The sequence below is a fragment of the Bacteroides ovatus genome, assembly GCF_001314995.1.
Lineage (GTDB): Bacteria > Bacteroidota > Bacteroidia > Bacteroidales > Bacteroidaceae > Bacteroides > Bacteroides ovatus.
In genome coordinates, this window is sequence record NZ_CP012938.1 from 3,327,808 (window position 1) to 3,340,960 (window position 13,153).

Genomic DNA, 13,153 nt, shown 5'->3' on the forward strand with positions numbered 1-13,153 from the left:
CTTTTTCTTTACTTTTCTTTACTTTCGGCCACTTCAACCAGGTAAACTCCAATACAGATAAAAATGATTGCAAATGTCTGCGTCCAGCTAAAACGGTCTTGTCCGAGAGCAAGGGAGGCAATGGTCGCCACAATCAGAATCAGATAACCGTAGATAGCGACGACCGTTGTCTTCAGATATTTCAAACCGACAGGCAGCAGCATATAACTGATAGTGGTCGGGAAAATCAATACGAACATCAGAATAAGGAAAGGCGTCCAATGGAACGGCATGGAGAATACCGGGGCATCAAATCCTGTAATAAACGTGACTATAATGGCAGACACGGCAGCACCGGAAAAGGTATATCGCAACATCGTTATCGCTCCAATGGCCGTGAGGATGCGCTGACTAAGAATCAGATAGACAGCATACACCACAGAACTTAGAAGACAAAGCATATTCCCCGTAAAAGCATCAGAGGCCAAATCATCGCTTTGCTGGGTTAGGATGCAAACCAACGCTCCTATCAGACCAATAGAAATTCCTATTATTTTTTTAGCGCCCGCCTTCTCTTTATAAAAGAATATCATGATAAGAAAAACCCAAATAGGCTGGAGACTGGTAAATATGGAACTGGAGACAGGAGTTGTTTTACTCAATCCGGCCAAATAGAGAAACATAAAGCCGTAAAGTCCCAAAGCCCCCAACAGAAAGAGGAGCCATTTATCTCTGGTTGACGATTTCTCCGGAGGCATAAACCACCCGATCACCCAAAAAGCAGCTGCTGCAAATGTGCAACGAAGCGTGGCTCCTGTCAATGGACTCATCCACAAAGGCAGAAGATACTTTAAGGCATTCATATTTAAACCGCTAAATACTTTCGAGACAGCCATGCTAAGATTGGCTTCCAGTTTCTTATTCTTCATTTTCTATTTTAATTGGTCGTTAAACAAAAAGGTATTACGGCGCCGATATGCCCAGAAAAGAGTAACAATAGTTATCAGAAGATTAAAGATAAAAGGAAACTCCTGTGATTGGGTATGGAATATCCACTGGAAAAAATCGACAATAAAGGGATAAAGCAAGATAGCCAGATAATTCATCATCATCACAAACGCCAAAGCCAATGTGGTCTTTTGCGGCAGTGCGGTCTGGGTGGTCTTATCATAAAGCATAGGCTGGATAATGCCATATCCCAAGCCAACCAGGATACATCCGGGAATAATCAGCCATTCGATTGGAGCTATCCAGATTAACAACAGTCCCAACGCTATAGACAGCAGGCTGTATGCTTTCGTACGTCCTTTCAGCAGGGCTACAATTTTATTCAGACAAAACCCCGGAGCGGTGATGGCCAGAAAGAAAAGTGAAATCATCAATCCGGAATTGCCACTGGAAAAGTGATGCTTTTCCATTAAGAAAGGTAGATTGAAGATCACTACTACCACGATATATGTTATCACGCCATAGAAGAGCATCAACTCTATCAGATGTTTGATGTGAATACCGTATTTGCTGCCTCCTATATCTATGGAAGTAGATTGTTCGGAGGCTTCGTTGTCTTTTGTAATATCTGCAGAAGAGGAAGGAGAGGGTGTATAAGCGACTTCTCCCGTCCGGTCTTCTTTCAAATGTCCTACCAGCAGAATGGAAATCAATGGGAGGAGATAGACAAGGAAAGGCAGATGCCAGCTGACTTCTGCAAGATAGCCCGTTACGGCAGTTGCTATCACTAACGTGAAATTAGTAATAGCGGAGCTTAATCCGAACTGTTTCACCCGATAGGTTCCTACAAAGTATCTGGAAACCAATCCGGTAGATAAAGGGATAATCAAACCGGAACCGATACCGAGCAAAGCACTTACCACAATTAATTGCCACATTCGATTGGAAATCAGATACAAAATACCGCTCGCGGCAAAAAGCCAGAGTCCGACTTTTAATACACGGACATAATCGACTTTCTCTGTCAGTTTACCACCCAGCAATATAAAAGGAATAATGAGCAGTGATGGCAGCGAAGTCAACATCTGTATGTCCAGATCCGTAGCTTTCGGAAATATCTTCGTAAGATCACCCAATATAGGTGAAACAGCCAGTCCCGGCAATGAAGTCAATGCCGAAATAGACCAGATGGCAATTAAAGTAATAAGAGGAATTGTTCCCCGTCCCGTCTGTATCTTCATAATGCTTATTCGTTAAAAGTTTAGGTTTGAAGAAAACAATAGTCTTCTTATAAAGTTCAAAAGACGTATATCCGGACTTTATTGCTTTAAAAGCATCAAAACCATTCTTTGAATCAATAAAATTCAGGAATAAGATAAAAAAACAGTCAACCGTTATCAGTGGATTATGATGCTACAAGGTGCTACGAGCAGGATTCTATTCTCAAACCATTCTCATCCCTTTGAGAAAAAATTCTCATAGTAATGAGAATAATTTCTCATCGTAGTGAGAATTTTTTCTCATTGCGATGAGAATGTTCCTTTGTTAGGAGGAAGTCAAAGCAACAACTGCCAATGTGCCGGGAAGCTCTTCCATACAGGAAAACCCGCCCCTTAATAAACGCCAAATAATGTAAAAGCCGGAAACTTTCAAACCTATCTGCTGTTGTTGTGGGAAATTCGACGGGGAAAATCCCCATCGCCCTAAACCTTTAAAAAAACAAATTAGTATGGAAGATTTAAATTTCAGAAAAGGTGATGCAAAAACCGATGTATTTGGTTCAGACAGAATGTTACAACCCTCTCCGGTAGAGAAAATACCTGATGGACCTACTACTCCTGAAGTCGCCTATCAAATGGTGAAAGATGAAACATTTGCTCAAACGCAGCCTCGTTTGAATCTGGCTACTTTCGTTACCACTTATATGGACGAATATGCTACCAAGCTGATGAATGAGGCCATCAACATCAACTACATTGATGAAACAGAATATCCGCGTATCGCTGTGATGAACGGTAAATGTATCAACATCGTTGCCAACTTGTGGAACTCTCCAGAAAAAGATACTTGGAAAACAGGTGCTTTGGCTATCGGTTCTTCAGAAGCATGTATGTTGGGTGGTGTAGCTGCCTGGTTGCGTTGGCGTAAGAAAAGACAAGCACAGGGCAAACCATTTGATAAACCAAACTTTGTTATTTCTACAGGTTTCCAGGTTGTTTGGGAAAAGTTTGCACAGTTGTGGCAGATTGAAATGCGTGAAGTGCCTTTGACACTTGAAAAAACCACTCTTGACCCCGAAGAAGCTTTGAAAATGTGTGATGAAAACACCATCTGTATCGTACCGATTCAAGGTGTTACATGGACTGGATTGAATGATGATGTCGAAGCATTGGATAAAGCTCTGGATGCTTACAATGCCAAGACCGGTTATGACATTCCTATCCACGTAGATGCCGCCAGTGGTGGTTTCATCCTTCCGTTCCTGTATCCGGAAAAGAAATGGGACTTCCGTTTGAAATGGGTACTTTCTATCAGTGTATCCGGCCACAAGTTTGGTTTGGTATATCCGGGACTCGGATGGGTTTGTTGGAAAGGCAAAGAATATCTGCCCGAAGAAATGTCATTCAGCGTCAACTATCTGGGCGCCAACATTACACAGGTAGGTTTGAACTTCTCTCGTCCGGCCGCACAAATTCTGGGACAATATTATCAATTCATCCGCTTAGGATTCCAGGGTTACAAAGAAGTGCAGTACAACTCCCTGCAAATTGCCAAATATATCCATAGTGAAATAGCCAAGATGGTTCCGTTCGTTAACTACTCAGAAGATGTTGTGAACCCGCTATTCATCTGGTATCTGAAACCGGAATATGCAAAAAGCGCCAAATGGACTTTGTATGATTTGCAAGATAAACTGTCTCAACATGGTTGGATGGTTCCTGCTTATACATTGCCTTCTAAACTGGAAGATTATGTAGTGATGCGTGTCGTTGTTCGTCAGGGATTCAGCCGTGACATGGCAGATATGCTTCTGGGCGACATCAACAATGCCATCGCCGAACTGGAAAAACTGGAATATCCAACTCCTACCCGTATGGCTCAAGAAAAGAATCTTCCGGTAGAAGTCAAGATGTTCAACCACGGTGGTCGTCGTAAAACCGTAAAAAAATAAAATGATCTATGGATAAAAAAGTAACACTCGCTCAATTGAAAGAAGTGGTACAGGAGGCATACGATCAGGTAAAGACCAATACCGGCGGCAAGAATGCCGACTATATTCCTTATCTGGCAAATGTCAACAAGGATCTCTTTGGAATCAGTGTCTGCCTGCTCAACGGGCAGACCATCCATGTGGGAGATACTGACTATCGCTTCGGTATAGAATCCGTATCCAAAGTACATACGGCTATCCTGGCACTGCGTCAATACGGTGCTAAAGAAATTCTGGACAAGATTGGAGCCGACGCAACAGGCTTGCCCTTCAATTCAATCATCGCTATCTTGTTGGAGAACGATCATCCGTCTACCCCACTGGTAAATGCCGGAGCCATCTCTGCCTGCAGTATGGTGCAACCTATCGGTGACTCTGCCAAGAAATGGGATGCCATCGTAGGAAATGTGACAGACCTATGCGGCAGTGCCCCGCAACTGATTGATGAATTGTACAAGTCGGAATCGGACACCAACTTCAACAACCGTTCTATCGCATGGCTGCTGAAGAATTACAATCGGATTTATGATGACCCGGATATGTCATTAGACCTTTACACCCGCCAGTGTTCATTGGGAGTTACTGCATTGCAGCTTTCCATCGCAGCCGGTACAATCGCCAACGGTGGTGTGAACCCTGTGACTAAAAAAGAAGTTTTTGATGCCGTCCTGGCTCCTAAAATCACTGCCATGATTGCCGCCGTAGGTTTCTACGAACATACCGGCGACTGGATGTACACTTCCGGTATTCCTGCTAAAACAGGTGTAGGTGGTGGTGTGATGGGCGTACTGCCCGGACAGTTCGGTATTGCCGCATTTGCTCCTCCTTTGGATGGTTCGGGCAACTCCGTGAAAGCGCAGTTAGCTATTCAATACATCATGAACAAGCTGGAATTGAATGTATTTAGCAACAACCATATCACCGTTGTTGACTAAAATTCTCTCAATCTCTTTTATAAGAAAGGTAAAGGTTACTATCTATTGATAGTAACCTTTTTCTATTCCCCTTACCCTCTTGATTTCCCGCCAATGTTTCAATACAAACGGCATCATTTTTCAAATGCTACAAATTGAACTTACCCCTGAACAACTCTAGTTATTAAAATGAGATAGCTGTTATTAACCCGGATAAGGTAAAGTTTGATTCATTCAATAACGGTTATAACAGCGTCGTGTCTTGTCTCTTCTCAACAAAGATAGAAAGTAATACCTCTTTTCCACCTCTTTTCCTTCCCCGCTTATAAAGAAAAGTAATTATAGTATTAAGAAAAGTAATTCATCTTTAGTTTTCAACACTTTACTTTCATCATCACTTCATCTGTTTTTTCATCTTATCCGCAAGTACATTATGATGTGCTTGCTTTCTGTGCGGCTGCTTTTTCTGCCAATTCTTTTTTCTCGGAAGCCTTTTTCTCTAGTTCCTCCTCTTCGTAATATTGTTTTCTACGTCTGTTGGATCGCTGAATCAGGTTTGTAATATAAACCGTAAAGATAGGGAACATCATCATACCCAGGGCAGCCAACAAAACGGAAAGCACACGTCCGGTCACCGTCTGCGCTATGATATTCGAACCGACGGTAGTAACGTCCATAAAAGCCCACCACAAAGCATCTCCATAACCATTCACCAAGGGATTCACCCGATGCTCGAGCACAAAAAATGCCAGACTGGAAAAATAGACCGTTGCCAACAACATCGTCAGATAAGAGACAAACAAACTCGAAGCACGATTGTAGGTCAACCAGCCGACCACAATGGCAAGTGCATATCCTCCTCTCAATAAAGGAATGAAACGGAGAAGATAGGTAATCTCATCCGAAAATGTCCACCCATAATAGGCGATAATATTCTGATAAGGAATCGCCACCAATAAAAAGATAAAATGTGTCCGCAAATAACGTCCCTTATGTTTTGCCAGAAAGAACTCCAATACAAAATCAAAAAGAAACCAAAGACAGATACATAGCTGTACTTTCATGTACGAAGACTGTGTATAGAAAGGAATTCCCTTAAAAGTATCCACCGAGATACTAATAACCAGGAATAGGGACATTACTAATATAATAATGTGAAGAATACCGTAGATTCCCTTTTTCCCGGAAATAAAATCTGAAAACGCTGATTTCATAACTACTTAGTTTATAATAAAATGATTCATTTATAATTTAGATTGCTTAAAAACAATCGGAGAAAGCGATTGTTTCGGAAGAAGTAAATCCGGGTTTACAATCTCCCATTTCGGGGATGTTAATTAACGAACTTTGAAAGAGATTGCGGAAACATCTCACGCAAAATGTTGTTATAACACTGACTTTAAAATATTTTTCACTTAAAACCTTAACTTATGGCGAATATTAAAAATGCAGTGAAGCTGGGTGTGTTTACCCTGGCTATCATGAATGTAACGGCAGTAGTATCCTTGCGTGGACTACCAGCCGAGGCCGTATATGGAATGAGTTCGGCCTTCTATTATCTTTTTGCAGCTATTGTCTTTCTAATCCCTACATCGCTCGTTGCAGCAGAGTTGGCGGCGATGTTTCAGGATAAGCAGGGTGGTGTGTTCCGGTGGGTAGGCGAAGCCTACGGCAAAAAACTGGGATTCCTCGCCATTTGGGTACAATGGATCGAAAGTACGATCTGGTATCCGACAGTGTTAACGTTTGGTGCCGTATCTATCGCTTTCATCGGAATGAATGACGTACATGACATGTCACTGGCAAACAATAAGTATTATACGCTCGTCGTAGTGCTTATCATCTACTGGCTGGCTACTTTCATTTCCCTGAAAGGTATGAGCTGGGTAGGTAAAGTTGCCAAAATCGGTGGTATGGTCGGTACAATTATCCCGGCTGCCCTGTTGATTATCTTGGGAATCATTTATCTGGCAAGCGGCGGACATTCCAATATGGATTTCAACAGCAGCTTCTTCCCCGACTTTACCAACTTTGATAATGTTGTTCTTGCTGCCAGTATCTTCTTGTTTTATGCCGGTATGGAAATGGGTGGTATCCACGTAAAAGACGTAGAGAACCCTTCCAAAAACTATCCGAAAGCCGTATTCATCGGTGCACTTATCACAGTGTTGATCTTCGTTTTGGGTACTTTTGCATTAGGTGTGATTATCCCTGCAAAAGATATCAACCTGACTCAAAGTCTACTCGTCGGCTTCGACAACTATTTCAGATATATTCATGCTTCCTGGTTGTCACCAATCATTGCTGTCGCTCTTGCATTTGGTGTACTGGCAGGTGTATTAACATGGGTTGCCGGTCCGTCAAAAGGTATATTTGCCGTAGGTAAAGCAGGTTATATGCCTCCGTTCTTCCAGAAAACAAACAAACTGGGTGTACAGAAGAATATCCTGTTCGTACAAGGTATCGCTGTAACTGTATTAAGTCTGTTGTTCGTCGTTATGCCGTCCGTACAGAGCTTCTATCAGATTCTGTCACAGCTGACAGTTATTCTTTATCTGATTATGTACTTGTTGATGTTCTCCGGAGCTATCGCATTGCGTTATAAGATGAAGAAACTCAACCGTCCGTTCCGTATCGGTAAGTCAGGTAACGGTTTGATGTGGTTTGTTGGTGGTCTTGGTTTCTGCGGATCATTGCTTGCCTTTATCCTCAGCTTCATCCCGCCCAGCCAGATCTCTACAGGTAGCAACACCGTTTGGTTCTCCGTACTGATTATCGGTGCCATTATCGTTGTTATTGCTCCGTTTATTATCTATGCTTCCAAGAAACCGTCTTGGGTAGATCCAAACTCCAATTTCGAACCGTTCCACTGGGAAGTTCAGGCTCAACCTGCCACTGTCAATGTCAGTGCAAGTAACGCTAATGCTGCCCGTCCTACCGCAACTTCCGCACATACAGGAGGAGCAACCGGGGCAAGTACAGCTAAGCCTGGTGCAACCGTTTCTAATGCAGCAGCTCCTGATGCGGCATCCTCTGGTGCCACCGCTTCCGGTGCTACTCCATCAAGCAGCAGTTCTGCTACATCCGGCGGAAATTCTACTTCCGGCAAGGCATCTCCGGGAACCGGAGACAAAGATAAGGATGCACCTAAGTCGTAAAGACTAAGTGTTCATCCTGTTCACAAAAAAGTAAGAGGCTATTCAAACAGCTTTGAACTTATAAAATTACCCTCACTACAGTGAAGTGCTCCCCTAAAGTCGGTTATAAAACCTTTGGGATGCACTTCACGGTTGTAGTGAGGGTAATTTATTTTAGGGATTTTTGCAGGCCCTCTTATTTAGAAGTATGCCAATCATCATTTAATAGATACAATACCTAGCGATTGGAGATTACTTTATTGCCTGTGGCTTTATCAGTTCCGGCTTTATCACCCTTGGCAACACAAAGCTGAAAGTAGATCCCCGGTTAATTTCCGAATCAAGTTCAAGATTTCCACCCAGATTTTGGATGATCGTTTGCGAAAGAGTCAGTCCAAGTCCTGTCCCCTGCATTTCACGATCAAGTTTTATGAAACGTGAGAATATTTTTTTCTGTTCCTCTTTCGGTATGCCAATGCCTGTATCGGACACAACAAAGCAAACCTCTTCCGTTCCTTTCAGGCTGCAACCCAAACGAATTTCACCCGATTCGGTGAATTTCATTGCATTATGTAACAGGTTGGACAATACCTGAATAATACGTTCCCGTTCCGAATACATCATTATAGGTTGTATGTGTGCCTCACAAACCAATTCCACCGACGAGTTATTCAATTTCGTCTTAAAAATTCCCTCCAACTCTCTTAGTAAATCATTGGCATCAAACTCCGTATAAACAAAATCTACTGTTCCCGATTCTATTTGAGAAAGATCGAAAATATCATTCACCAGGCGCAACAAGCGTTCATTATTCTCTGCAATAACATCAGCATACATTTTTCGTTCCTCTTCACTGGAAGCCGATACCATCAAACCGGAAAATCCGACAATCGCATTTAGCGGTGTACGTACCTCGTGACTCATATTAGCAATAAAGGCAGATTTCAATTTATCAGCAGAAATGGAATGTTCTCTTTCAATAGACAGCAACCTTTGCGCATTTTTCAGCTCCGTCACATCATAAACAGTCAACACCATATAATCTTCACCATGAATATTCAAATAAGTACCCGATACCGATACATCGCAAGGAGTCACCTTCGTTTCATCCTCACTTAATAACTTCATGGAAGCTTCCAGATTTTTAAAACTTGCCTTCTTGTAAAAAGCTTTTCCGATAGACGCACGGATACAACATAGTTTGCATTGTTCATGCTGGCCACATTCACCGGCTGCAATCGCATTTCTACAATGCAGCAAATCCCCGACTCTTTTGGTAACTCCACCTACCTGAATCGGAAGACGGTTTAAAGAATAATAATTGGTGTCACAAACCACAAAATCCTTGTCAATCAATAAGAAGTAAGCATTGATGTTCTGCAAAACCAGAGCCAACTTTTTAAGTTCATTCTCTTTGTTTTCCTTCGAATGCACCTCTTTCTGGAGTGACTGGCACTTTGCCCACATATAGATGAAGGCAGCTAACAAAACTATTATAACAATAATCGCCAGTGATGACATAGTAATAGAGTGTTTATATTGTTTTGATCGTTTCAGTGCGTAAATTTATAAAATATGTCGCATAAATAGCTGTTTATCTACATATTTATTCTAACAAAAATGCATTTATATTTCCACGAGTCAGAAATTGGTAAAAATTTCCCTTTAAGTTATTGCGGTATTAAAAAATATACTTATCTTTGCACCCGCAAACGAGAAAGGTGCCATAGCTCAGTTGGTAGAGCAAAGGACTGAAAATCCTTGTGTCCCCGGTTCGATTCCTGGTGGCACCACTTCTTAAGCAATCGGAATGTAGCGCAGTTGGTAGCGCACTACGTTCGGGACGTAGGGGTCGGGCGTTCGAGTCGCCTCATTCCGACAAAAATAAAGGGTAGCTTTCTGGAGTACAGTAAGTTGCCCTTTATTTCTATTCAGTCACTTGAACAAATTCAGGACGGATATGTAATAAAACACAACCTATTATATCATGAAAAACAGGATTTATCTCTTTACAGTAGCAGTAGCTTCTTTTATGTGCATCAGTTGTACAAAGACTCAAACTACCCTCTCCGAGAATGAAAAGACAGTCAATCCTCCCATCATGGGATGGAGTTCATGGAATGCATTTCGCGTAGACATTAGCGAAGACATCATCAAGCATCAAGCCGACCTGATGGTGAAAAAAGGTCTGAAAGATGCCGGATATCATTATGTCAATGTTGATGACGGCTATTTCGGAAAGCGCGATGAAAACGGGATTATGCATACCCACGAACAACGTTTCCCGAATGGGATGAAACCGATTGCGGATTACGTTCACGGCCTGGGAATGAAAGCCGGTCTCTATACCGATGCGGGCAACAGTACATGTGGCTCCATGTGGGACAATGATGCAGCAGGCGTAGGAGCTGGTATCTATGGACACGAACCGCAAGACGCCCAATTATACTTTGGCGACTGGGGTTTCGACTTTATCAAAATTGATTACTGCGGAGGAGATGCGCTGGGACTTAATGAAAAGGAACGCTACACTTCCATCCGGAACAGTATAGACAAAGTAAACAAAGATGTTTCCATCAATATTTGCCGATGGGCCTTCCCGGGCACTTGGGCTAAAGATGCGGCAACTTCCTGGCGTATCAGTGGAGATATTAATGCACATTGGGGATCATTAAGATATGTAGTCGGAAAGAATCTCTACCTGTCGGCTTATGCCGGAAACGGACATTATAATGACATGGATATGATGGTCATCGGATTCCGCAACGACAGTAAAGTAGGTGGACAAGGTCTTACTCCGACAGAAGAAGAAGCTCATTTCGGTTTGTGGTGTATCATGAGTTCTCCTTTGCTTATCGGATGCAATCTGGAAAACATGCCGGATTCTTCGCTCGAACTGCTGACAAATAAAGAACTGATCGCCCTCAACCAAGATCCGCTGGGCTTACAGGCTTATGTAGCGCAACATGAAAATGAAGGTTATGTACTCGTGAAAGATATTGAACAGAAACGTGGGAATGTACGTGCAGTAGCTCTTTACAATCCTTCTGATACCATCTGTAGTTTTTCCGTGCCGTTCTCTTCACTGGAATTTGGAGGAAACGTAAAAGTACGTGATCTGGTAAAACATAGCGATTTAGGAAACTTCTCCGGTACCTTCGAACAAACGCTTCCTGCACACAGTGCCATGTTCCTCCGCATAGAAGGCGAAACACGTCTGGAACCGACCCTCTACGAAGCGGAATGGGCTTACCTACCTCTTTTCAATGACCTTGGCAAAAATCCTAAAGGTATTATTTATGCCCATGATAAGGAAGCCTCCGGCAAAATGAAAGTAGGTTTCCTTGGCGGACAACCTGAAAACTATGCCGAATGGCGGGAAGTATATAGCGAAAATGGCGGACGCTATGATATGACCATCCATTATTTATATGGCAAAGGACGACAAATAGAACTGGACGTAAACGGTATCATTACCAAAATCGACTCTCTGGGAGAGGATAATGGTCATAACCAAATCACAGTTCCCGTTGAATTAAAAGCCGGATACAACACTATTCGCATGGGTAATAGTTATAACTGGGCACCGGACATCGACTGCTTCACTCTGAAGAAAGCGCTGTAATTTGACTATATAACCTCATATATTAAAAGGAGCAATAACGGAATAAATATGCCTCAGGCATTTTAAAATCCATTATTGCTCCTTTTTAGTTTAGATACTGTCTAGTAATTCGTATCCTATTTTATCTCTTTATACCTGTTCCTGTTTATTCCGGTGTTATCGTAATTTCCGCTTTCTCCCTTACATTCACCTGCAAACGTGCATCTTCTGTCAGAGGTGTCCAGACCACCCGCTTACATTCTCCTTTCTGCAGATCATTAGAGTGCTGATTGCTGCCACTCAGATATTCCGTCCCCACTTCTGTATTCTCAAATGTCCATCTCCATACACCATCCAAATTCAGATAGAAGTTTTCAATTTTACTATCCTTTGCATGAAAGTCCAGCCCATTTCCCTGAATATCACACGAGCCAAGCCGGCAAGAATCCAATGATATGTTATAACGATTACCACGGACAAACAATGAATCTGTTTCAATACCTATCAGATTCAATTTCAAACCTTCTTCACCGGTAACTATACCGGTCAGTGAATCCACAGCCAAACTCACATCAAAACCACTCACAAAGATATAATCTCTGTCCCGATACTTTTCCGGAATATTGTTCACATTAAGATCTAACTTCATAAACAAAGTATCATTCTTTTGGGTAACATTCAAATAGTCTCCTTTCGGATATGAAACCAGTTCTTTCCCTGACGAAGCGGCAGTAGATCCTATTTTCATTTCGCCGCTAATAAACACACGTCTCGTTTCAGATACTCCATCCTGGCTGGTAAACACCTTTATAACATGTACGCCATTCAAATCCATTTTCACCTGTTCATTACCCAAAAAGACTCCATCTTCCTGATAAGGCTTCCCCGACATAAATATGAAAATAATAGTTGCCACAATTACAATCAATCCGGAAACGAGAAGGCCTATAAATATATAAGTAGTACGTTTCATAATATTTCGTCTTTATTCTATTTCTGCTTTTTTATAAACTCATGATACATTGTCTCTATTTCTTTTATCGGTATATCAAGCGTATACAGCTGACGAAAGAAATAGTCCAATTCTTCTTTCAGAAAGGTATCCTTACGGAGAGAATGAATCAGCTCTTTTGCTCCTGAAGCTACAAAATACCCTATGCCACGTTTATTATAAATAATATTTTGTACCTGAAGATAGTCAAAGGAACGCATCACCGTATTAGCATTCACCTCCACAATGGCAGCATACTCTCTGACAGAAGGGATCCGCTCCTCTTCCGGATATTGCCCCAGCAATATCTCATCACAGATTCTATCTGCAATCTGTAAATAAATAGCTTTACTTTCTTTAAAATTCATA

At 42.0% G+C, this 13,153-nt stretch carries 10 protein-coding genes and 2 tRNA genes; 6 read left to right on the plus strand and 6 right to left on the minus strand.

What is annotated here, in order from left to right:
* Window positions 1-8 precede the first annotated feature (8 nt).
* Together Bovatus_RS13140 and Bovatus_RS13145 are read right to left on the minus strand one after the other, a co-directional pair.
* Window positions 9-908: a DMT family transporter gene (locus tag Bovatus_RS13140; RefSeq protein ID WP_004296266.1), complete on the minus strand. Its 900-nt coding sequence runs from the start codon at window positions 906-908 to the stop codon at window positions 9-11.
* A 3-nt stretch (window positions 909-911) separates the two neighbouring features.
* Window positions 912-2,168 (minus strand): MFS transporter, encoded by a 1,257-nt coding sequence (locus tag Bovatus_RS13145; protein ID WP_004296267.1) that lies wholly within the window; start codon window positions 2,166-2,168, stop codon window positions 912-914.
* 488 nt (window positions 2,169-2,656) lie between these two features.
* Here Bovatus_RS13145 and Bovatus_RS13150 point away from each other — a divergent pair, with 488 nt between their 5' ends.
* Window positions 2,657-4,099, plus strand: coding sequence for a glutamate decarboxylase (locus Bovatus_RS13150; protein ID WP_004296269.1), 1,443 nt, complete (start codon window positions 2,657-2,659; stop codon window positions 4,097-4,099).
* An 8-nt stretch (window positions 4,100-4,107) separates the two neighbouring features.
* A complete protein-coding gene (glsA, locus tag Bovatus_RS13155; protein WP_004296270.1) occupies window positions 4,108-5,073 on the plus strand; it encodes a glutaminase A in 966 nt (321 codons plus the stop codon).
* 410 nt (window positions 5,074-5,483) lie between these two features.
* Here the strand turns inward: glsA and Bovatus_RS13160 are convergent, their stop codons facing one another.
* The gene (locus Bovatus_RS13160; protein ID WP_004296272.1) at window positions 5,484-6,266 is read right to left on the minus strand and encodes a potassium channel family protein; all 783 of its coding nucleotides are present in this window, start codon (window positions 6,264-6,266) and stop codon (window positions 5,484-5,486) included.
* 216 nt (window positions 6,267-6,482) lie between these two features.
* On the opposite strand from Bovatus_RS13160, the gene gadC reads away from it, so the two are divergent.
* Window positions 6,483-8,210, plus strand: a complete 1,728-nt coding sequence (gene gadC / locus Bovatus_RS13165; protein WP_004296275.1) for a putative glutamine/gamma-aminobutyrate antiporter GadC — start codon at window positions 6,483-6,485, stop codon at window positions 8,208-8,210.
* A gap of 231 nt (window positions 8,211-8,441) precedes the next feature.
* Here the strand turns inward: gadC and Bovatus_RS13170 are convergent, their stop codons facing one another.
* Window positions 8,442-9,710, minus strand: a complete 1,269-nt coding sequence (locus Bovatus_RS13170) for a sensor histidine kinase (protein WP_004296276.1) — start codon at window positions 9,708-9,710, stop codon at window positions 8,442-8,444.
* A 199-nt stretch (window positions 9,711-9,909) separates the two neighbouring features.
* On the opposite strand from Bovatus_RS13170, the gene Bovatus_RS13175 reads away from it, so the two are divergent.
* The 3 genes from Bovatus_RS13175 (at window position 9,910) to Bovatus_RS13185 (ending at window position 11,814) form a co-directional block, all read left to right on the plus strand.
* Window positions 9,910-9,982: transfer RNA gene (locus tag Bovatus_RS13175), tRNA-Phe, on the plus strand.
* A 13-nt stretch (window positions 9,983-9,995) separates the two neighbouring features.
* Window positions 9,996-10,068 (plus strand) — tRNA-Pro (locus tag Bovatus_RS13180).
* A gap of 108 nt (window positions 10,069-10,176) precedes the next feature.
* Entirely contained in the window at window positions 10,177-11,814 is a 1,638-nt protein-coding gene (locus tag Bovatus_RS13185; protein ID WP_004296277.1) for an alpha-galactosidase D, read from the plus strand.
* A gap of 145 nt (window positions 11,815-11,959) precedes the next feature.
* On the opposite strand, the gene Bovatus_RS13190 is transcribed toward Bovatus_RS13185, so the two are convergent.
* Together Bovatus_RS13190 and Bovatus_RS13195 are read right to left on the minus strand one after the other, a co-directional pair.
* A complete protein-coding gene (locus Bovatus_RS13190) occupies window positions 11,960-12,766 on the minus strand; it encodes a hypothetical protein (RefSeq protein WP_004296278.1) in 807 nt (268 codons plus the stop codon).
* Between the two features lie 17 nt (window positions 12,767-12,783).
* On the minus strand, window positions 12,784-13,152 hold the full coding sequence (locus Bovatus_RS13195) for a GntR family transcriptional regulator (RefSeq protein ID WP_004296279.1): 369 nt from the start codon (window positions 13,150-13,152) through the stop codon (window positions 12,784-12,786).
* Window position 13,153: the final 1 nt, after the last annotated feature.

What these genes read in the sequence shown, in the direction of transcription:
- Bovatus_RS13140 (WP_004296266.1), bottom strand. Translation starts at nt 908, where the DNA reads ATGAAGAATAAGAAACTGGAAGCCAATCTTAGCATGGCTGTCTCGAAA.
- Bovatus_RS13145 (WP_004296267.1), bottom strand. Translation starts at nt 2,168, where the DNA reads ATGAAGATACAGACGGGACGGGGAACAATTCCTCTTATTACTTTAATT.
- Bovatus_RS13150 (WP_004296269.1), top strand. Translation starts at nt 2,657, where the DNA reads ATGGAAGATTTAAATTTCAGAAAAGGTGATGCAAAAACCGATGTATTT.
- glsA (WP_004296270.1), top strand. Translation starts at nt 4,108, where the DNA reads ATGGATAAAAAAGTAACACTCGCTCAATTGAAAGAAGTGGTACAGGAG.
- Bovatus_RS13160 (WP_004296272.1), bottom strand. Translation starts at nt 6,266, where the DNA reads ATGAAATCAGCGTTTTCAGATTTTATTTCCGGGAAAAAGGGAATCTAC.
- gadC (WP_004296275.1), top strand. Translation starts at nt 6,483, where the DNA reads ATGGCGAATATTAAAAATGCAGTGAAGCTGGGTGTGTTTACCCTGGCT.
- Bovatus_RS13170 (WP_004296276.1), bottom strand. Translation starts at nt 9,710, where the DNA reads ATGTCATCACTGGCGATTATTGTTATAATAGTTTTGTTAGCTGCCTTC.
- Bovatus_RS13185 (WP_004296277.1), top strand. Translation starts at nt 10,177, where the DNA reads ATGAAAAACAGGATTTATCTCTTTACAGTAGCAGTAGCTTCTTTTATG.
- Bovatus_RS13190 (WP_004296278.1), bottom strand. Translation starts at nt 12,766, where the DNA reads ATGAAACGTACTACTTATATATTTATAGGCCTTCTCGTTTCCGGATTG.
- Bovatus_RS13195 (WP_004296279.1), bottom strand. Translation starts at nt 13,152, where the DNA reads ATGAATTTTAAAGAAAGTAAAGCTATTTATTTACAGATTGCAGATAGA.